This window comes from Burkholderia pyrrocinia (assembly GCF_018417535.1).
GTDB classification, from domain to species: Bacteria; Pseudomonadota; Gammaproteobacteria; order Burkholderiales; family Burkholderiaceae; genus Burkholderia; species Burkholderia pyrrocinia_E.
Map to the genome: position 1 here is coordinate 3,605,302 of NZ_CP070977.1, position 18,097 is coordinate 3,623,398.

The 18,097-nt window shown below is 69.0% G+C and carries 16 protein-coding genes; 9 read left to right on the top strand and 7 right to left on the bottom strand.

The genetic code is table 11. The features are described from left to right. Positions 1 to 63: 63 nt before the first annotated feature. From JYG32_RS16770 to JYG32_RS16785, 4 genes are read right to left on the bottom strand one after another with little or no spacing between them, the layout of a single operon-like run. Complete coding sequence (locus JYG32_RS16770) at positions 64 to 1,764, bottom strand: lactate permease LctP family transporter (RefSeq protein ID WP_213264144.1); 1,701 nt, start codon at positions 1,762 to 1,764, stop codon at positions 64 to 66. A 58-nt stretch (positions 1,765 to 1,822) separates the two neighbouring features. Next, positions 1,823 to 3,268: a LutB/LldF family L-lactate oxidation iron-sulfur protein gene (locus JYG32_RS16775; RefSeq protein ID WP_213264145.1), complete on the bottom strand. Its 1,446-nt coding sequence runs from the start codon at positions 3,266 to 3,268 to the stop codon at positions 1,823 to 1,825. Next, positions 3,265 to 3,990 (bottom strand): LutC/YkgG family protein, encoded by a 726-nt coding sequence (locus JYG32_RS16780; RefSeq protein ID WP_213264146.1) that lies wholly within the window; start codon positions 3,988 to 3,990, stop codon positions 3,265 to 3,267. Before JYG32_RS16780 ends, JYG32_RS16775 begins: the two co-directional genes overlap by 4 nt. Then, positions 3,987 to 4,784 carry a (Fe-S)-binding protein gene (locus tag JYG32_RS16785; RefSeq protein WP_213264147.1) on the bottom strand — a complete coding sequence of 266 codons (798 nt, stop codon included), beginning with the start codon at positions 4,782 to 4,784 and terminating at the stop codon, positions 3,987 to 3,989. The genes JYG32_RS16780 and JYG32_RS16785 overlap by 4 nt, the downstream gene beginning before the upstream one ends. 134 nt (positions 4,785 to 4,918) lie before the next feature. Between JYG32_RS16785 and JYG32_RS16790 the strand changes: the two genes are divergently transcribed. The 5 genes from JYG32_RS16790 to JYG32_RS16810 all read left to right on the top strand — a co-directional run bounded on the left by JYG32_RS16790 (position 4,919) and on the right by JYG32_RS16810 (position 10,342). Next, positions 4,919 to 5,635 (top strand): FadR/GntR family transcriptional regulator, encoded by a 717-nt coding sequence (locus tag JYG32_RS16790; protein ID WP_174383290.1) that lies wholly within the window; start codon positions 4,919 to 4,921, stop codon positions 5,633 to 5,635. Between the two features lie 246 nt (positions 5,636 to 5,881). After that, complete coding sequence (locus tag JYG32_RS16795; protein ID WP_213264148.1) at positions 5,882 to 7,507, top strand: phospholipase D family protein; 1,626 nt, start codon at positions 5,882 to 5,884, stop codon at positions 7,505 to 7,507. 179 nt (positions 7,508 to 7,686) lie between these two features. Further along, positions 7,687 to 8,460 (top strand): class II aldolase/adducin family protein, encoded by a 774-nt coding sequence (locus tag JYG32_RS16800; RefSeq protein WP_213264149.1) that lies wholly within the window; start codon positions 7,687 to 7,689, stop codon positions 8,458 to 8,460. Between the two features lie 395 nt (positions 8,461 to 8,855). Continuing rightward, positions 8,856 to 9,290 carry a CHRD domain-containing protein gene (locus JYG32_RS16805; protein WP_213264150.1) on the top strand — a complete coding sequence of 145 codons (435 nt, stop codon included), beginning with the start codon at positions 8,856 to 8,858 and terminating at the stop codon, positions 9,288 to 9,290. 89 nt (positions 9,291 to 9,379) lie between these two features. Further along, on the top strand, positions 9,380 to 10,342 hold the full coding sequence (locus tag JYG32_RS16810; protein ID WP_213264151.1) for an alpha/beta hydrolase: 963 nt from the start codon (positions 9,380 to 9,382) through the stop codon (positions 10,340 to 10,342). Here the strand turns inward: JYG32_RS16810 and JYG32_RS16815 are convergent. Further along, complete coding sequence (locus JYG32_RS16815) at positions 10,312 to 11,154, bottom strand: EcsC family protein (RefSeq protein ID WP_174383285.1); 843 nt, start codon at positions 11,152 to 11,154, stop codon at positions 10,312 to 10,314. The genes JYG32_RS16810 and JYG32_RS16815 overlap by 31 nt on opposite strands. A gap of 107 nt (positions 11,155 to 11,261) precedes the next feature. Here JYG32_RS16815 and JYG32_RS16820 point away from each other — a divergent pair, with 107 nt between their 5' ends. Next, entirely contained in the window at positions 11,262 to 12,857 is a 1,596-nt protein-coding gene (locus JYG32_RS16820; protein WP_213264152.1) for an MDR family MFS transporter, read from the top strand. 35 nt (positions 12,858 to 12,892) lie between these two features. Continuing rightward, positions 12,893 to 13,339: a MarR family winged helix-turn-helix transcriptional regulator gene (locus JYG32_RS16825; RefSeq protein ID WP_213264153.1), complete on the top strand. Its 447-nt coding sequence runs from the start codon at positions 12,893 to 12,895 to the stop codon at positions 13,337 to 13,339. Between the two features lie 112 nt (positions 13,340 to 13,451). Here the strand turns inward: JYG32_RS16825 and JYG32_RS16830 are convergent, their stop codons facing one another. Further along, entirely contained in the window at positions 13,452 to 14,033 is a 582-nt protein-coding gene (locus tag JYG32_RS16830; RefSeq protein WP_034179017.1) for a DJ-1/PfpI family protein, read from the bottom strand. 151 nt (positions 14,034 to 14,184) lie between these two features. Then, positions 14,185 to 15,465, bottom strand: coding sequence for an amino acid deaminase (locus tag JYG32_RS16835; protein ID WP_213264154.1), 1,281 nt, complete (start codon positions 15,463 to 15,465; stop codon positions 14,185 to 14,187). Between the two features lie 119 nt (positions 15,466 to 15,584). Between JYG32_RS16835 and JYG32_RS16840 the strand changes: the two genes are divergently transcribed. Beyond that, positions 15,585 to 16,523 carry a MurR/RpiR family transcriptional regulator gene (locus tag JYG32_RS16840; protein ID WP_213264155.1) on the top strand — a complete coding sequence of 313 codons (939 nt, stop codon included), beginning with the start codon at positions 15,585 to 15,587 and terminating at the stop codon, positions 16,521 to 16,523. Positions 16,524 to 16,525: 2 nt separating this feature from the next. Continuing rightward, positions 16,526 to 18,007, top strand: a complete 1,482-nt coding sequence (locus tag JYG32_RS16845) for an N-acyl-D-amino-acid deacylase family protein (protein ID WP_213264156.1) — start codon at positions 16,526 to 16,528, stop codon at positions 18,005 to 18,007. Positions 18,008 to 18,097: the final 90 nt, after the last annotated feature.

Sequence of the window (18,097 nt, forward strand, 5' to 3'; positions counted from 1 at the left end):
CAGGCGGAAAGAAAAACCCCACGCTCTTCCGGGCGTGGGGTTTTTTTTCGGACCGTGCGCCGCTTACGGCACCATCCCCGGCAACACGTAAGCCTGCACGAGCGTGATCAACCCGACGATCACCGCGAACAGCAGGCTGTGCCGCACCGTGAAGCGGAACAGCTCCGATTCCTTGCCGACGAGGCCCGTCGCCGCGCACGCGACCGCGATCGACTGCGGCGAGATCATCTTCGCGGTCACGCCGCCTGTCGTGTTTGCGGCCACCGCGAGCGTTTCGGGCACGCCGAGCTGATGGGCCGTGGCCTGCTGCAGCGAACAGAAGAGGGCGTTCGACGACGTGTCCGAGCCGGTCAGGAACACGCCGAGCCAGCCGAGGAACGGCGAGAAGAACGGGAATGCGGCGCCGGTCGCGGCCAGCATCAGCGCGAGCGTCGACGACATCCCCGAGTAGTTCGCGACGAACGCGAACGCGAGCACGAGGCCGATCGACAGGATCGGGCGCGTCAGCTCCTTCAGCGTCTCGCCGAACGTGACGAGCGCGTCGCGCGGCTTCATCCGCAGCAGTGCCATCGAGATCAGCGCGGTCACGAGGATCGCGCTGCCCACCGCCGATACCAGATCGATCTTCAGCACGGCTTCGAGCGCCTTCGGCGTCGCTGCGATCGGCGCGGTCTTCACGACGAGCTGGTCGAGCCCGGCCACGTGGAACTTCAGTACGGTCGACGCGAGCGCGCCGTGCGCGGCGAACAGCGCCTTGAACGGCGCGATGCTCCACACGGTGACGACGGCCGTCAGGATCAGGAACGGCGACCACGCGCGCACGGTCTGCGCGAGCGTGTACGGCGACGCCTGCCGGCTCGTGCCCGTGCCGAAGCCGCCCACGCCGAACCCGGCCAGCGCCGCGCCGCCGCCGGACGCGACGATGCCGCCGGCCGGCAGCCGCGCGGTGCGCGGTTGCCAGACTTTCAGGAACGCCGCGAGCGCGACGAGGCTGACGAGCGACGACGTAATGTCCGGCAGTTCGGGCCCGATGTGGTTCGACGTGAAGTACTGCGTGACCGCAAAGCTGCCGCCCGCGACGAGCGCGGCGGGCCAGGTCTGCCGCACGCCGCGCAGCCCGTCCATCATGAACACGAGCCAGAATGGCACCGCGAGCGACAGCAGCGGCAACTGGCGGCCGGCCATCGCGCCGATATGGAACGGGTCGATGCCCGTCACCTGCCCGGCGACGATGATCGGGATGCCCATCGCGCCGAACGCGACCGGCGCCGTGTTCGCGATCAGGCACAGCCCGGCCGCGTGCAGCGGCTTGAAACCGAGGCCGACGAGCAGCGCGGCCGTGATCGCGACGGGCGCGCCGAAGCCGGCCGCGCCTTCCAGGAACGCGCCGAACGAGAAGCCGATCAGCAGCATCTGCAGGCGCTGGTCGTCGGTGATCGACAGCACGGACGCGCGGATGACGTCGAACTGGCCGGTCTTCACGACGATCTTGTACAGGAACACGGCCGCGACGATGATCCACGCGATCGGCCACAGGCCGTATGCGAAGCCGAAGCCGGCCGCCGCGAGCGCCTGCGGCACGGGCATCCCGTACGCGACGATCGCGACGCCGAGCGCCAGCAGCAGCGTGACCGCGGCTGCAACATGGCCCTTCATCCGCAGCGCGGCGAGCGCGACGAAAAAGAAGATGATCGGGATCGCGGCGACGAACGCCGACAGCCCGAGGCTGCCGAGCGGGGTGTAGATCTGATGCCAAACCTGCATGGGTGTCTCCTCCATCTGTGTCTGTATCTCTATGGGTACTGGCGGGTAAAGCGGGGTGCTATTCGGGCTGGCCTCGTGCGCGCAGCAGGTCGGACAGGCTGCGCGGCGCCGGTTCGAGCGGCGTGCGGTGCTGCGTCCAGCCCAACTGTTTCGGAGGCGTCAGCGCATGCAGGCGCGTCGCGGCCCAGCGGAACGCGCGGTACGCGCGCGGATGCGCGAATGCGCCGGACCAGAAGCGCCACACGAGGTCTTCCGCGCGGTTGTAGTTCGCGCCCTGGCCGCGCAGCGGATGCGCGACGGGTTCGTCGGGCTTGCGGTTCGCCTCGGTGCGCAGCCGCACGAGCAGTTGCGGGATCGGGATTCGGACCGGGCACACCTCGCCGCATGCGCCGCACAGCGTCGACGCGGTCGGCAGGTCGGCCGTCGCGTCGAGGCCGAGCAGGTGCGGCGAGATGATCTTGCCGATCGGTCCCGGGTAGGTGGTTCCGTATGCGTGGCCGCCGATGCGCGTATAGACGGGGCAGTGGTTCATGCACGCACCGCAGCGGATGCACTGCAGCGTCGCGCGCAACTGTTCGTCCGCGTAGGCCTGCGTGCGACCGTTGTCGAGCAGCACGAGATGCAGTTCGCGCGGGCCGTCGCGTTCGCCGTCGCGGCGCGGGCCCGTGATCAGGTTGAAGTAGGTCGTGATCGCCTGGCCGGTGGCCGAGCGTGTGAGCAGGCTCGACAGCGGCACGATGTGCTCGAGCTTCTCGACGACCTTCTCGATCCCCATGAGCGCGATGTGCGTGTCGGGCACCGTCGTCGACAGGCGGCCGTTGCCTTCGTTCTCGACGAGCCACAGCGTGCCAGTGTCGGCCGCCGCGAAGTTTACGCCCGACAGGCCGATGTCCGCGTCGGCGAATGCGCGGCGCAGCGCGCGCCGGCCGGTCTGGATCAGCTCGTCGACATCCTCCGTGTAGCGCGTGCCGGGGATGTGTTCCGCGAACAGTTCGGCGATGTCGCCGCGCGTCTTGTGGATTGCCGGCATCACGATGTGCGACGGTTTCTCGCCCGCGAGCTGCACGATGAACTCGCCCATGTCGGACTCGATGCAGTCGACGCCGTGATCCGCGAGGTAATGGTTCAGCTCGATTTCCTCGCTCGCCATCGATTTGCCCTTGATCACGCGGCGCGCCTTCTTCGCCTGCGCGATGCCGAGCACGATCGCGTTCGCGTCGGCGGCCGTCTCGGCCCAGTGCACGTGCACGCCGGCTTCGACGAGCTTCGCCTCCAGCCGTTCGAGCAGCGCGGGCAATTGCGCGAGCGCGTGCCGGCGCACGGCTTCGCCGAGATCGCGCAACTGCTGCAGCTCGGTGTCGTCGGGGAATTGCGTCGCGCGCTTGCCCTGCAGGAAATCCATCGCGCCGCGAAAGCTCTGGCGCAATGCGGGATCGTCGAGCGCGGCGCGCGCGCGGGCCCTGAAGTCGCCGGGGGCGACGAATTGCAGCGTGTGGTCGCTCATCGCGGCAACTCCTCGCAAGCGGTGGCGGCCGGCCGGGCGGCCGAGTCGATGACGATTACGACCCACAGGCGGCGCGGGCCGTGTGCGCCGTAGGCGAGCGTCTGCTGGATGTCGGACGTCTTCGACGGCCCCGACACCAGCACGAGGTTGGTCGGCATGCCGGCGTGCCAGCGCTCCGCGTGCACGGCCGCGTGCAGGTCCGCATGCAGCGTGTTGGCGTGGACGAGCGCGACATGCAGCGGCGGCACCAGCGACACCGTGCGCGGCGTGCCGGCATCGGGCGCGAGCACGACGGTGCCGGTTGCCGCGATGCCCGAACGTGCGACGGTGAAGCCCGCATCGATCGTGTCGAACAGTTCGGCCTTCCACGCGTCGATCGGCCGGTCGAACGGCACGGACGCGACCGCGTCGGGCAGCGCGCGGGCGAGCGCCGCGGATTCGGCGCGGGCCGGGTCGAGCAGCAGGCGGCGCACGCCGGCGTCGGCGAGACGCGCGGCAAGCCGAGCGGGCCATTCGTCGTCGGTTGCGCACCAGACCTCCGCGTGCGAGGCGGCGAGCGCGGCCTGCATCGCCGGTGCGAGCGCGTGCGGATCGCGCGCGGCCGACGCGCGGCGCGTGTCGTAATGCGTGTCGATGCGCGCATCGAGCGCGGGGGCGGCCGTCGCGGCGGCGCCCGGGGCGGCGGCGCGCAGGCGCGCGAGAATCGCGGCGCGCGCGCTCATTGCTTGTCTCCGCGCAGCGACGCGGCACCGGCCGTGCGCCGCCACAGGAAGCTCGCAAGATGTTCGACCGGCAGCGGCGCGCCAGACTTGTCGGCCGCGTGGCCGATGTTCAGCAGGCAGCCGCAGTCCGCGGACACGAGCCGGTCGCAGCCGGTCGCGCAGGCCGACGCGACCTTGTCGCGCACCATCGCGCCGGAGATGTCGGGATGCTTCAGCGAGAACGTGCCGCCGAAGCCGCAGCATTCGGATTCGCGTTCGTGTTCGATCCGTGTCACGCCCGGCAGCGCGTCGACGAGCGCGACGCCATGCACGCGCGTGCCCATTTCGCGGCGCGCCGCGCACGACGTGTGCAGGACGACGCGCTCGTCGGGCCCGGCGTTTGCCGCGATCGCGTCGAGTTGCACGTCGAGCACATGGACGAGGAATTCGGCGAGTTCGTAGGTCCGCTCCGCGATCGCGCGAGCCTTCGGGCCGTGGACGGGATCGTCGGCGAACAGCGCCGGCCAATGGTGACGGATCATGCCCGCGCACGAGCCGGACGGCACGATCACGGGCCACGGTTCGGCGAACAGGCCGAGCTGCGCGGCCGCGACGCGGCGCGCTTCGTCGGGATTGCCGCTGCTGTAGGCCGGCTGCCCGCAGCAGCTCTGGCCGCGCGGATAGTGGACGGTCAGGCCTTCGCGTTCCAGCAGGCGGACCGCGTCGAGCCCCGCTTCGGGGACGAACAGGTCGACCAGGCAGGTCGCGAACAGATAGACGTGCGCAGCGGCGGCGGGGTACTGCCTTTCGTTCATGTCTCGCTCCAGGGACGACGGCCCGGCATGCGGATGCGGGACGACGATTTCGCTGCATAATTCCCGCGACGGCGCCGCAGCTCAAATTGGTTGGGCCAATCGGCGCGATGGGCATTCCGGAGGGAGACGCGACGATGGCAGCGATGACGGCACGGGGCCGGACCGAAGTGGTGATGCGCAAGATCGAGACGGCGCTGCTCGACGGCACCTGGCCGGCCGGTGCGCGCCTGCCGGCCGAGCGCGTGCTCGCGCAGCAGTACGGCGTCGCGCGCAATACGGTGCGCGAGGCGACCCAGCGGCTCGTTGCGCGCGGGCTGCTGCAGAGCCGGCGCGGCGCGGGCGTCTACGTGACGGACCAGTTGCGCGCGGGTATCGCATCGCCGTGGGGCCAACTGGTGGCCGATCATCCGGCGCTGCGCGACGACATCCTCGAATTCCGCCGCGTGCTCGAAGGCGCGACCGCGTATTTCGCCGCGCTACGGGCCGACGCGAACGACCGGCGCCGGATCCGCGCGCTGCTGCGCGAACTCGAAACCGCGCATGCGAACGACGAAGCAGCCGTCGAAGCCGCGACCGACGCGAAGCTGCACGAGGCGATCGCGCTCGCGTCGCACAACACGATGTTCCTGCATCTGCATACGAGCGTGATCGGGATGCTGCGCGAGCACATCTCGATCAACGTCGCGGGCATGACGACGGAGGACGAGCAGGCGTCCGAGCTGCTGTTGCTGCAGCACCGCGTCGTGTGCGATGCGATTTGCGCGCGCCGGCCCGAAGAGGCGCGCACCGCGATGCAGACGCATATCGATTACGTGCGCAGCCATTTCGAGCGCAGCGGCGACGGGCAATGAGATTGGTCGGACCACTTCGGTGGGCGGTCCGTCCGGCGGGCGGGTTCGGGGCAGTCAGGCATCGGCGCCGGTCGTTCGTTCGCCGGCTACCCGCGCCGCGCGCCGCTGCAGCGTGGCGCCACCCGTGCCGCCCGTGCGATTGACCGGTTCATCGGGCGCCCACTAGAATCGGCCGGGACCGCCCGCCAGCCGCGCGCCGCGGCGAATGCGGACCCGTTGTTCCGCCAGCCAGTCGAGGAAGCTTCCGTGCTCACGTCTTTCATCCGGCGCGCGCCGGCCGCGCCGTCGTGGCGCGCCGCATGCCGACCGGCCCGCGCGCTGGCCGTCTGCGTGCTGCTGTCGCTCGTCGCCGCGTGCGCGACGCATCCGCCCGCCACCACGCTCGATCGCCCGGCCTCCCATGCATTGCCGCCCGATACCGCGACGCCGCTACGCGACGCGCTGGCCGCGCCCGAGGCCGTGCATCCGGGCCAGTCGGGCTTCCGGCTGCTGGCCGACGGGGCCCAGGCGCTGCAGATGCGCATCGCGCTCGCGCGCGCCGCGACGAAGACGCTCGACATGCAGTACTACATCGCGACCGAGGACACGACCGGCAAGCTGCTGCTCGCCGCGGCGCTGTACGCGGCCGATCGCGGCGTGCGCGTGCGGATGCTGGTCGACGACCTGAACTTCCGCGACATCGATCGCATCATGGCCGCGCTGAACACGCACCCGAACATCGAGATCCGCGTGTTCAACCCGTTCGGCGCGTCGCGGCAGCGCATGGTCGAGCGCACCACCGACTTCTTCACGCGCATCGACAGCTTTACGCGCCGGATGCACAACAAGGCGATGATCGCGGACAACCAGATGGCGATCGTCGGTGGCCGCAATCTCGGAGACGAATACTTCAGCGCGAGCCCGACGCTGCAGTTCCGCGACCTCGACGTGCTCGCCGCCGGCCCCGTGACGAACGACATCTCGGCGAGCTTCGACACTTACTGGGCGAGCGCGAGCAGCTATCCGCTGCGCGTGCTGAATCACCAGTCGTTCGATCCGAAGGATCTCGACGCGATGCGCGACGAACTGCGCAACCACTGGCGCCAGAACGCCGATCCGTACAACGCGAAGCCGCTGAACGCGACACCGCTCGCACAGCAGATCGCGCGCGACGAACTCGCGCTCGTGTGGGCGCCGGCCGAGTTCAAGGCCGACGCGCCCGACAAGGTCGCGCAGCCGACCGACGCGTACGTGAGCCCGCCGATGCAGCGCCTCGTCGAGCTGACACGCGGCGCGCAGCAGGAATTCCTCGCGTTCTCGCCGTATTTCGTGCCGCACGACGCGGGCGTGAAGATCCTCGGTGACACGACTGCGCGCGGCGTGCGCGTCGCGATCCTGACGAATTCGCTCGCCGCGACCGACGCGGTCGCCGTGCAGGCCGGCTACGGGCCGTGCCGCGTGCCGCTGCTGCAGCACGGCGTCGAGCTGTACGAGTTCAAGGCGCAGCCGGGCCGGCAGCGCGCACGCCTGTTCGGGTCGCGCTCGCGCGCGAGCCTGCACGCGAAGGCGTACGTGATCGACCGGAAGATCCTCGTGATCGGCTCGATGAACCTCGATCCGCGCTCCGCATACCTGAATACGGAACTGGCGCTCGTGATCCACAGCCCGGCGCTCGCGCAGCAGGCCGCGACGATCTTCGCGCGCGCGACGCAGCCGGACGAAAGCTATCGCGTGAGCCTCGCGACGCCGGCGGGCGGCGGTACGCCCGAACTCGAGTGGACGGGCACCGACGACGGCCGGCCGACCACCTATCACGTCGATCCGCACGCAGGGCTGCTGCGCAACCTGATGACCGGCATCTTCATGCTGCTGCCGGTCGACGACCAGCTTTAGGGCCAGCGCAAGCCCGCCATAAGCGGGAACAGGCCCCAAGAGGGCGGAAGCGCTCCGGCTAAACCCGCGTTACCGACGCGCGGGGAAAGATGATATGGTTGTGCGCGCAACTATCATGGCTGTGTGACGGTACCGCCGGACGGCTCCCGCCATGCGCACATCTGCAACCGGAGTTCCCCATGCAACGTGTACCGAACCAGCCGTTCACGCGTCCCGCCCGCTTCTCCGAAGCCGAATGGCAGGCGCGCGTGCAACTCGCGGCGGCCTACCGCATCTTCGATCATCTCGGCTGGACCGAGCTGATCTACAACCATATCTCGTTGCGCGTGCCGGGCGAGGACGGGCATTTCCTGATCAACCCGTTCGGGCTCCATTACCGCGAGGTGTGCGCGTCGAACCTTGTGAAGATCGACATCGACGGCAACGTGATCGGCCATTCCGACTGGCCGATCAATCCGGCCGGCTTCACGTTCCACAGTGCGATCCATGCGGCGCTGCCCGATGCGCACTGCGTGATGCACGTGCACACGACGCCCACGATGGCCGTGTGCTGTTCGCGCGACGGGCTGTCGTTCTCGAATTTCTATTCCGCGCAGTTGTACGGGAAGATCGCGTATCACGACTTCGAGGGCATCACCGTGCATCTGGAGGAGGGGCGGCGCATCGTCGAGAGCGCCGGCGGGCGGCCCGTGCTGCTGCTGCGCAACCACGGACCGGTGACGATCGGCGCGACGCTCGCGCAGACGTTCTCGCTGATGTGGCTGCTCAACCGCGCGTGCGAGGTGCAGGTCGCCACGCACGCGATCGGCAACGCACTGCCGATCGCGCCGCCCGTGCTCGAAGGGTGCGTGCGCGATTCGCTGAATTTCGATCCGAAGCATGGCGCGGGGCAGGACGCATTCGACGCGCTGCAGCGCATCGTCGATCGCATCGATCCCGGTTATCGCGCGTGACGCGAAGTGCCGTTGTGCCGCGAGCGGCGGCGCAATCGCTTCGTCATGCTTGTGACGACGCGAACCGGATTCGGCGGCGCAAAAAAAACGCGGCCGGGTGGCCGCGTGAATACTCGCAGACTCCTTCGGACGAAGGAAACAAGCAACTGTGAGACGAAGTGTAGCGAAAGGCCGCGCGCGGATTCAGCCGTCAGGCTGCAAAGGTCCGTTCCAGCCTGAAGCAGACTGACGCGATGAGCGCCGCCCGAGATGGCCGGCCTCGCACGGCGCGCCGACGGGCGGCGCGGCGATTCGCTGCATGGCCGTTCGGCGGGCTGCCGGATCGGCGGCGATCGACTACCATCACGAGTAGCGTCCCCGTTCGGGCGGCGTACAACGTCGTGCAAGGAGAGTCCATGTCCAAGCTGCGTTTGCTCCAGGTCGCGTTACTCGCGGGCGTGCTGGCCGCCGGCAGCGCCGCCGCCGAAACGGTGCGCCTGTCCGCCAATCTGCAGCCGTCGAGCGAAGTGCCGCCGACGGCGACCAAGGGCTCGGGCACCGTCGACGCCACCTACGACACGGCCTCGCACATGCTGCAGTGGGCGGTCACGTACGAACACCTCACGGGGCCGGCCACTGCCGCGCATTTCCATGGGCCCGCGCCGGTCGGCCAGAACGCCGGCGTGCAGGTGCCGATTCCGAAGGACGAGCTGGCGAGCCCGATCAAGGGCTCGAAGCAGCTCACCGACGCGCAGGTCACCGACCTGATGGGCGGCAAGTGGTACTTCAACGTCCATACGAAGGAGCACCCGTCCGGCGAGATCCGCGGCCAGGTGATGCCGGCGAACTGAGTGCCGGCGTTTGATGTAGAGGCACTTATCGAGCGGCGCGGGAACGATCGCACGTACCATCGTCACACTGCGATTACGGAGTGCGTCCGATGAGTTGGCAAAGCAAGTTCGCCTGCTGGCTGCTGCGCTGGCAGTTCCGTCCCGAGACCACGCGCGAGGTGCTCGATCCTGCCCGCGCGCGGCGCTTTACCGACCTGCGGATGGTCGTGCCGCGCCGCGCGCCGTCGGGCTATCGGCTGCGGCAGTGCTACGGCGCGGGCGACGCGCCGCTGCGCGGCGAATGGCTCGAACGCACCGACGCGGGCGCGGGTCGCGGGCCCGGCCGCACGCTGCTGTACTTCCACGGCGGCGGCTATTACTTCTGTTCGACGAGAACCCACCGGCCGCTCGTGTTCGGCCTGACGAAGCGCGCGGGCGCGCGCTCGTTCTCGCTCGACTACCGGCTCGCACCGGAAAACCGCTTCCCGGCCGCGCTCGACGATGCGCTGGCCGCGTACCGGCAACTGCTGGCGCTCGGCACGCCGCCCGAGTCGATCGTGCTCGGCGGCGATTCGGCGGGCGGCGGCCTCGCGCTCGCAACGCTCGTCGCGCTGCGCGACCGCGGCGAGCCGTTGCCGGCCGGCGCGATCCTGTTCTCGCCGTGGACCGATCTCGCGGCCACCGGCGATTCGTTGCGCACGAACGACGGTGCCGATCCGATGTTCGCCGGCGCGGCGCTGCCGAAGGCCGCGAAGCTGTACCTCGGCGACGCGCCGGCGACGGATCCGTACGCATCGCCGTTCTATGCGGATTTCGCGGGCCTGCCGCCGCTGTATATCCAGGTCGGCAGTACCGAGGTGCTGCTCGACGATTCGCGCCGCGTCGCCGAGAAGGCGAAGGCGGCCGGCGTGCCGGTGGAGATCGAGGTGTGGCCGGACGTGCCGCACGTGTGGCAGCTCTATGTGCCGATGGTGCCGGAAGCGCGCGATGCGCTCGACCGCGCGGCTGCGTTCCTGCGCCGCGTCGCGGTAGAACGCGCGGTTCAGCGCGTCGGCGAGGCGTCGATCGCCTGATAGGCGGCCTTGACGGCTACCGCGCCGTACTTGCGCTCGAGCCGGCGTACGGTGAAGTGGCCGTGCGCCATCTGCTGGAAGTGATCGATGAACAGCGTGTTGACGGTCGCGCCGAGCACGGCGCCGATCGCCGGGATCGACTTTGCGGCCATCTGCTCGGTCACCTGCACCGAGAAGCGCGATGCCACCGTCTGCACGAGCTTGAACACGGCCGCCGAGCTGTGCGCGGCGATGCCTTTCGTCGTGATGTCCGACGACGCCTTCGAGATCGCCTGTGCGAGCGCGCCGCGCAGCACGAAATAGCCGAGATCGGCGTCCTCTTCCTGCTTGTCCGGGTTGCCGCCCATGCCGAGCACGGCCAGGCATTGCAACTGCGTATCCACCGATGCCAGGTCCTCGCCCTCGCTGCGTGCGATGTCGCACACCGAGCGGAAGATCAGCGTGGTCGTGACCGGCAGCTCGACCGGCAGCGCGAGAAAGCCGAATGCGCCGCCCGCCGCGCCGGTCGTCGCGACCGCGAGCTTGTGCAGCAGGTTGCTGGGTTTCTCGGGTTCGGCGTCCGGCGCCTGCGGCTTGCCGAGCGTGCGCAGCGCGATGTTCAGGCACTTGCGCAGCGCGAGTTGCGTCGCATCGTTGATCTTGCCGGTCGCGAAATCGGGCAGCCGCGCGATCATCTTCTCGACCGGTGCGCCGAGCACGCCCGTCAGCTTCATCGTCAGCGACGGGCTTTCCAGCACCTGCTTCGCGCGCCGCAGCGCGTCCCGATCCTCCTGCGACAGCGTCGTCGCGGGGGTGATTGAAATCGGTTCCATCTTTCTCCTTGGTGGTCGGGAGCGGGTTGCCCGTCGGCAGCCTAGATTACTCCGGCATGCTAGAATTTTGAGATTGTTTGACTCGTCAAAAGTTGCATCAACAAAAAATGGCCGTCCATACTGCCGCCCACCATTCGAGCGGGCAAGTCTTGCCGTTCCGCGAATCGCTGCTCGCGATGATCGGGATCTCGTTCGTCACCATGCTCGTCGCGCTCGACCAGACCGTCGTCGGCACCGCGCTGCCGACCATCGTCGCCGAGCTCAGGGGTTTCGACCTGTACGCGTGGGTCGCGACCTCGTACCTGCTCAGTTCCGTGATCACGGTGCCGATCTTCGGCCGCCTCGGTGATTATTACGGCCGCAAGCCGTTCGTGATCGTGTCGATCGTCGTGTTTACCGGCGCGTCCGTGCTGTGCGGGATGGCCAACGACATGCTGAGCCTCGTGCTCGCGCGCGGGCTGCAGGGGATCGGCGGCGGGATGCTGGTCGGCACCGCGTTCGCGTGCATTCCCGACCTGTTCCCCGATTCCGTCGTGCGGCTGCGCTGGCAGGTGCTGATGAGCTCGGCCTTCGGCATCGCGAACGCGGTCGGTCCGTCGCTCGGCGGCGTGCTGACCCAGTCGTTCGGCTGGCGCTCGGTGTTCTACGTGAACCTGCCGGTCGGCCTGCTGTCGCTGCTGTTCGTGTGGCGCTACCTGCCGCACCTGCGCCACGTCGAGCACGATCGCAAGATGCGGCTCGACTGGCCGGGCGCGCTGCTGATCGCGCTGTCGCTCGGCGCGCTGCAATTGTTCGTCGAATGGCTGCCGAAGTACGGCGTCGCGAGCTGGGCGTCGCTGCTGCTCGTCGTCGCGGTCGGGGCCGGCGTCGGCCTGTGGCACTGGGAAAAGCGCTGCGCGCAGCCGATTCTGCCGTTCGACATGTTCGGCAACCGCGCGCTGTCGGCGCTGTTCGTGCTCGCGATCCTCGCCGGCTTCTCGATGTTCTCGCTGCTGTTCTACGCGCCGCTGCTGTTCCAGGGCGGCTTCGGGATGTCGCCGAAGGCGGCCGGGCTCGTGATCACGCCGCTCGTCGTGTTCATCACGATCGGCAGCATCATGAACGGCCGCGTCGTCACGCGCATCCGCAATCCGAACGCGATGCTGCACGTCGGCTTCGTGCTGTTCGCGATCGCGTGCGCGGGCATCGTCGTGTCGACGCACACGACGCCGACCTGGATGCTGATGGCGCTGATGGTTGCCGGCGGCATCGGTCTCGGCTTCGTGCTGCCGAACCTCACCGTGTTCGCGCAGCAGGCGGCCGGCCGCGAGCACCTCGGCATCGCGACGGCGCTGCTGCAGTCGCTGCGGATGGTCGGCGGGATGATCGGCACCGCGCTGACGGGCACGCTCGTCAACCAGATGTATTCGGGCGGCGTGCGCAATGCACTCGCGGCCGACCATGCGATGCAGTGGCATGCGCAGCTCGCCGATCCGCAGATCCTGATCGACCGCGCGGCGCAGGGCGGTCTCGTCGCGGAGCTGACGCGTGCCGGGCATAATGGCGCGCTGCTGCTGGAAGCGGCCCGCGAATCGCTCGTCAGCGCGATTCACCTGGGCGTCGCGATGGCGGCCGTCGTCGCCGTGGTGTCGGTGTGGCAGTGCCGCCGCGTGCCGCCGATTGCGCTGCGGCACAAGATCGAGCCGCACGTCGCGGCCGATTGAACGATTCAACGATTTACCGGAAACGAAATCAGCGCATGGAAGAACAGGACCGCGTCGCGATCTTGCAGCAATTCGGACGCACGTATCGCGCGTTCATGACCGCGTTCGAAGCGCACGTCGGGCAACCGATGCCGCGCTGGCGCATCATGGTCGCGTTGCACACGATGGGCGGGCATTCGTCGCAGAAGAAGCTGGTCGAAGTGCTGCGCATCGATCCGGGCGCGCTCACGCGCCAGTTGAAATCGCTCGACGCGCTCGGCTGGATCGAGCGCGAATCCGACGCACGCGACAACCGCGTGACCAATGTGACGCTGACGGACGATGGCCGTGCCGCGTTCGATGCATGCCTGCCGCGCCGCAAGGCGTTTCTCGAACAGACGATGGCGCAGTTGCCGGACGACGTGCTGAATTCGCTGTCGGGCGCGCTGGCGATGCTGGAATCGCGGATCGCGGACGTCGGTTCGACGCCGGTCGTGCGCTGAAGCACGGCGCGGGCAGGCGCGTGCGTCGCGCCCGCGATCGATCGCGACCGGCAAGCGGGCACGAATTCCCGCCGCCGGCCGGCGCTTCATTTCATCTCAATTCACTTCAGGTTCACAGCTCGATGCGCGTTCCCAGCAACGCGAGGAACTGCGCGAGCCATGCCGGATGCGCGGGCCACGCGGGCGCGGTGACGAACGGCGCGTCGGTCACGGCCGCATCGACCGGGATGTCCGCGTATTCGCCGCCCGCGAGCTTCACCTCGGGCGCGCAGGCCGGGTAGGCCGAGATGCGCTTGCCGCGGATCACGTCGGCGGCCGCGAGCAGTTGCGCCGCGTGGCAGATCGCGGCGATCGGCTTGCCGGCCGCGGCGAACTCGCGCACGAGCGAAATCACCTTCGGGTCGAGTCGCAGGTATTCGGGCGCACGGCCGCCCGCGATCGCGAGCGCGTCGTAGCGCGATGCGTCGACATCGTCGAACGCCGCGTTCAGCGTGAACTGGTGGCCGGGCTTCTCGGTGTAGGTCTGGTCGCCCTCGAAATCGTGGATCGCGGTCTTGATCTTGTCGCCCGCGCGCTTGCCCGGGCAGACTGCATCGACGTGGTGGCCGACGGCCTGCAGCGCCTGGAATGGCACCATCGTTTCGTAGTCTTCGGCGAAATCGCCGGTCAGGAACAGGATCTTCTTCGCGGCCATGGCTTTCTCCAGTGAAGCAGCGTTGAGGGCCCGTTCGCGCCGTGCGCAACGGCCTCGAGGGGCCCCGGGGACGAAAGCGCAGTGTACTCCGGCAGATTGAAGCGCGCGTGACGGCCGCCCCGCGCGAGCGGCGGGGCGCGCGCAACGTGCGTCAGAAGAACGTTTCGACCACTTCCGTCACGCGGAACTGCGGATCGAGCACGAGCACCTGGCGCCACTTGTCGAACGTCAGGCACGGGTGCGAGATGTCGAACGCGACCATGTCGCCGACCTTCACGTCCGCGCCCGGCGGGATCTGCAGGTACGCGTGCTGGTCCATCATCCCGGTCACGGCCCAGCCTTCGGTAGCGGCGACGTCGCGCGGCGCGGTGTCGCGGCCCGGGCGGAAGTGGCGCGCCGGCTCGGGCAGGCCCGCGTCGAACGCCGCGTCGCGCTTGCCGAGCGCGACGATCGCACGGTCGGCTTCCGGCACCGACTGCACGTAGGCCCACAGTTGCAGCGCGGGCAGTAGCCCTTCGCCCATCGTGCGTGCGATCGGGTTGCGCGCGAACACGTCGGTCTGCGCCTTCTTGTAGATGCCGACATCGTGCGTCAGGTAGCAGCCCGGGCGCAGCACGACTTCCGCGAAACCGGCTTCGGACGCCTTCGCGAATTCTTCCGCAACCACGTCGTACCACGCCGAACCGGCGCCGGACAGGATCGCCGGGGTGCGCGCGAAGCGGCCCGCGTCGGACAGCTCGCGCGTGAGCGCGACCGCGTCCTGCAGGAACGCGCGGATCTCGCCTTCCTCCTTCAGCACGCCTTCGTAGAGCTCGATGCCGGCCAGCTTCAGCGTGTCCGGATAGCGCGCGAGCGCGGCGAGCACGGCCTCGCGTTGCGCGGCATCGCGCACGCCCGCGCGGCCGCCCGGCACGCCGAGCTCGAGCAGCACGTTCAGCGTTTTCTTCGCGTCGCCGAAGAAGCGGCCGAGCTGGTCGACGCTCTCGGCGGAATCGACGAGGCAGAAGAATTCGAAGTCGGGATCGGACAGCAGCCCGGCGATGATCGTCATGTTCTGGCGGCCGACGAGCTGGTTCGCGAGCAGCACGCGCCGCACGCCGCCGTGATACGCGGCCTGCGTCTGGTGCGCGGTCGCGAGCGTGATGCCCCATGCGCCGGCGTCGAGCTGGCGGCGGAACAGTTGCGGCGCCATCGTCGTCTTGCCGTGCGGCGCAAACTTGACGCCATACTGCTGGACGAACGCCTGCATCCAGTTCAGGTTGTGTTCGATGCGGTCCTCGTAAAGCACGGCGGCCGGCAGGCTGACGTCTTCCGCGAGCAGGTTCCACTCGAGCCGGCCCGCGTCGCCGAGCGGCACGCTGGCGCTCGGCAAGTTGCCCAGGCCCTTGCCGAAAGGATCGATCGTCGCTTCCTGATAGTTTGTAACTTTCATGTCATCCCGCTCCATCATCACTATATATTGCACTGAAGTTGACATGCCGATGGTACAGAAAGTAGCATCGGCGCGGTGATGTTATTTAGTAACATCAAGCTTCGCAACCTTTCCCGCAGATGAATACGCCCGTCACCCCGTCCGCTCCGCTCGCGGCCGAGCTTCATCCGGCTCCGGTTGCCCCGCCGGTCCTCGACATCGTCGCGCGGATCGCCGAATGCGCGCCCGAGCTGCGCGAAGCCGAGCGCAAGGTCGCCGCGTTCATCCTCGCCGATCTCGCGCGCGCCGCGCATGCGAGCATCGGCGCGCTCGCGCGCGACGCGGAGGTCAGCGTCGCGACGGTCACGCGCTTCGCGAAGGCCGTCGGCTGCCGTGACGTGCGCGAACTGAAGGTGCTCGTCGCGCAGGCGGCGGCCGTCGGCCAGCGCTTTCTGGTGCCGTCCGACGGTGCGCCGGCCGACGACGCGAGCCCCGCGTCGGTCGTCTACGACGAGATCCGCGTGGCGCTCGCCCACAACCATCAACTGCTGCGCAACACGTCGTTCGACGCGGCGGCCGACCTGCTCGCCGGCGCAAAGATGATCTACGTGTACGGGCAGGGCGGCGGCTCGACCGCGCTGGCCGACGAGCTGCGCTTCCGGCTCGTGCGCTTCGGCCGGCCGGTCGCGAGTTACCAGGACAGCCTGCTGCAGCGGATGGTGTCCGCGACGCTGTCGCGCGACGCGGTCGTCGTCGCGTTGTCGGTGAGCGGGCGCGTGCCCGAGTTGCTCGAGAGCTGCCGGCTCGCGAAGCGCTACGGCGCGAAGCTGATCGCGATCACCGCGCCGGCTTCGCCGCTCGCGAAGCTCGCCGACCACCTGATCCCGGTCGTCGCGTTCGAAACCGATTTTATTTACAAGCCGTCGACGTCGCGCTACGCGATGATGATGGCGATCGACGTGCTCGTCACCGGAGTCGCGCTGCGGCTCGGCGATGCGGGCCGAGAATCGCTGCGCCGCATCAAGCATGCGCTCGATGCGCATCGCGGCGGCGGAGACCGTCAACCGGTAGGAGACTGACCATGCATTCGCATCCCGAAGCCGCCGATACGCTGATCGTCGGCGCGCAGCTTTACGACGGCACTGGCACACCGCCCGTCACGCGCGACGTCGCGATCCGTAACGGCGTGATCGCGGCGATCGGCAACCTGTCGAACTGGCTCGCCGAGACCGTCGTCGATGCGAACGGCCGCGCGCTCGCGCCGGGTTTCGTCGACGTGCATACGCACGACGACACGCACGTGATCCGCGCGCCGCAGATGCTGCCGAAGATCTCGCAGGGCGTGACGACCGTGATCGTCGGCAACTGCGGGATCAGCGCGTCGCCGGTGACGCTCGCTGGCGATCCGCCCGACCCGATGAACCTGCTCGGCGAGCGCGGCGCATTCCAGTACCCGACCTTCGCCGACTACGTCGCAGCCGTGAACGATGCGCGTCCGGCCGTGAACGTCGCGGCGCTCGTCGGCCACACGGCGCTGCGCAACAACCAGATGGACCGCCTCGACCGCGCGGCGACCGACGGCGAGATCGCGGGGATGCGCGCGCAGCTCGAGGAGGCGCTCGCGAACGGCGCACTCGGATTGTCGTCGGGCCTTGCGTACGGTTCCGCGTTCGCGGCGCCGACCGAGGAAGTGATGGCGCTCGCCGAGCCGCTCGCAAACGCGGGCGCGCTGTATACGACGCACATGCGCACCGAGTTCGACGCGATCCTCGATGCGATGGACGAGGCGTATCGCGTCGGCCGCCATGCGCAGGTGCCGGTCGTGATCTCGCACCTGAAGTGCGCGGGCCCGTCGAACTGGGGGCGCAGCACCGAGGTGCTCGCGTCGCTCGAAGGTGCGCGCCGCTACCAGCCGGTCGGCTGCGACTGCTATCCGTACAGCCGCAGCTCGTCGACGCTCGACCTGAAGCAGGTGACGGGCGACATCGACATCACGATCACGTGGTCCGAGCCGCACCCGGAAGTCGCGGGCAAGCTGCTGAAGGCGATCGCGGCCGACTGGGGCGTGACCGAGCAGGAAGCCGCGCAGCGCATCCGCCCGGCCGGCGCCGTGTACCACAACATGTCAGAGGACGACGTGCGCCGGATCCTGTCGCACCCCGCGACGATGGTCGGCTCGGACGGGCTGCCGAACGATCCGCTGCCGCACCCGCGGCTGTGGGGTGCATTTCCGCGCGTGCTCGGCCATTACGTGCGCGACACGAACCTGCTGCCGCTCGAGGAGGCGATCCGCAAGATGACATCGCTGTCCGCGCGCCGCTACGGGATTGCGCGGCGCGGCGAGGTGCATGTCGGCTACCACGCGGATCTCGTGCTGTTCGATCCGGCGCGCGTGATCGACGCCGCGACGTTCGAGAAGCCGCAGCAGCCCGCGCACGGGATCGATGCCGTGTGGGTGAACGGCGTGCTGACCTACGAGAACGGCCAGCCGACCGGCGAGCGCGCCGGCGGCTTCGTCGCACGCGGCGAACGCGTGCCGGCGGGCGCCGACGCCGCGTTCTGAGCGCGGCGGTTATTCCGGTCTTCCGCGTGTGCCGCTGCAGGCGCGCGCATCCGCAACCGTGCGTTGCATGGGATCCGGGTCAGTGCTGAA

Coding starts and splice junctions, on each gene's coding strand:
- JYG32_RS16800 (WP_213264149.1), top strand. CDS start 7,687: ATGCAACGTGTACCGAACCAGCCGTTCACGCGTCCCGCCCGCTTCTCC.
- JYG32_RS16775 (WP_213264145.1), bottom strand. CDS start 3,268: ATGAGCGACCACACGCTGCAATTCGTCGCCCCCGGCGACTTCAGGGCC.
- JYG32_RS16770 (WP_213264144.1), bottom strand. CDS start 1,764: ATGCAGGTTTGGCATCAGATCTACACCCCGCTCGGCAGCCTCGGGCTG.
- JYG32_RS16835 (WP_213264154.1), bottom strand. CDS start 15,465: ATGAAAGTTACAAACTATCAGGAAGCGACGATCGATCCTTTCGGCAAG.
- JYG32_RS16805 (WP_213264150.1), top strand. CDS start 8,856: ATGTCCAAGCTGCGTTTGCTCCAGGTCGCGTTACTCGCGGGCGTGCTG.
- JYG32_RS16810 (WP_213264151.1), top strand. CDS start 9,380: ATGAGTTGGCAAAGCAAGTTCGCCTGCTGGCTGCTGCGCTGGCAGTTC.
- JYG32_RS16780 (WP_213264146.1), bottom strand. CDS start 3,990: ATGAGCGCGCGCGCCGCGATTCTCGCGCGCCTGCGCGCCGCCGCCCCG.
- JYG32_RS16815 (WP_174383285.1), bottom strand. CDS start 11,154: ATGGAACCGATTTCAATCACCCCCGCGACGACGCTGTCGCAGGAGGAT.
- JYG32_RS16825 (WP_213264153.1), top strand. CDS start 12,893: ATGGAAGAACAGGACCGCGTCGCGATCTTGCAGCAATTCGGACGCACG.
- JYG32_RS16830 (WP_034179017.1), bottom strand. CDS start 14,033: ATGGCCGCGAAGAAGATCCTGTTCCTGACCGGCGATTTCGCCGAAGAC.
- JYG32_RS16820 (WP_213264152.1), top strand. CDS start 11,262: ATGGCCGTCCATACTGCCGCCCACCATTCGAGCGGGCAAGTCTTGCCG.
- JYG32_RS16790 (WP_174383290.1), top strand. CDS start 4,919: ATGGCAGCGATGACGGCACGGGGCCGGACCGAAGTGGTGATGCGCAAG.
- JYG32_RS16785 (WP_213264147.1), bottom strand. CDS start 4,784: ATGAACGAAAGGCAGTACCCCGCCGCCGCTGCGCACGTCTATCTGTTC.
- JYG32_RS16840 (WP_213264155.1), top strand. CDS start 15,585: ATGAATACGCCCGTCACCCCGTCCGCTCCGCTCGCGGCCGAGCTTCAT.
- JYG32_RS16845 (WP_213264156.1), top strand. CDS start 16,526: ATGCATTCGCATCCCGAAGCCGCCGATACGCTGATCGTCGGCGCGCAG.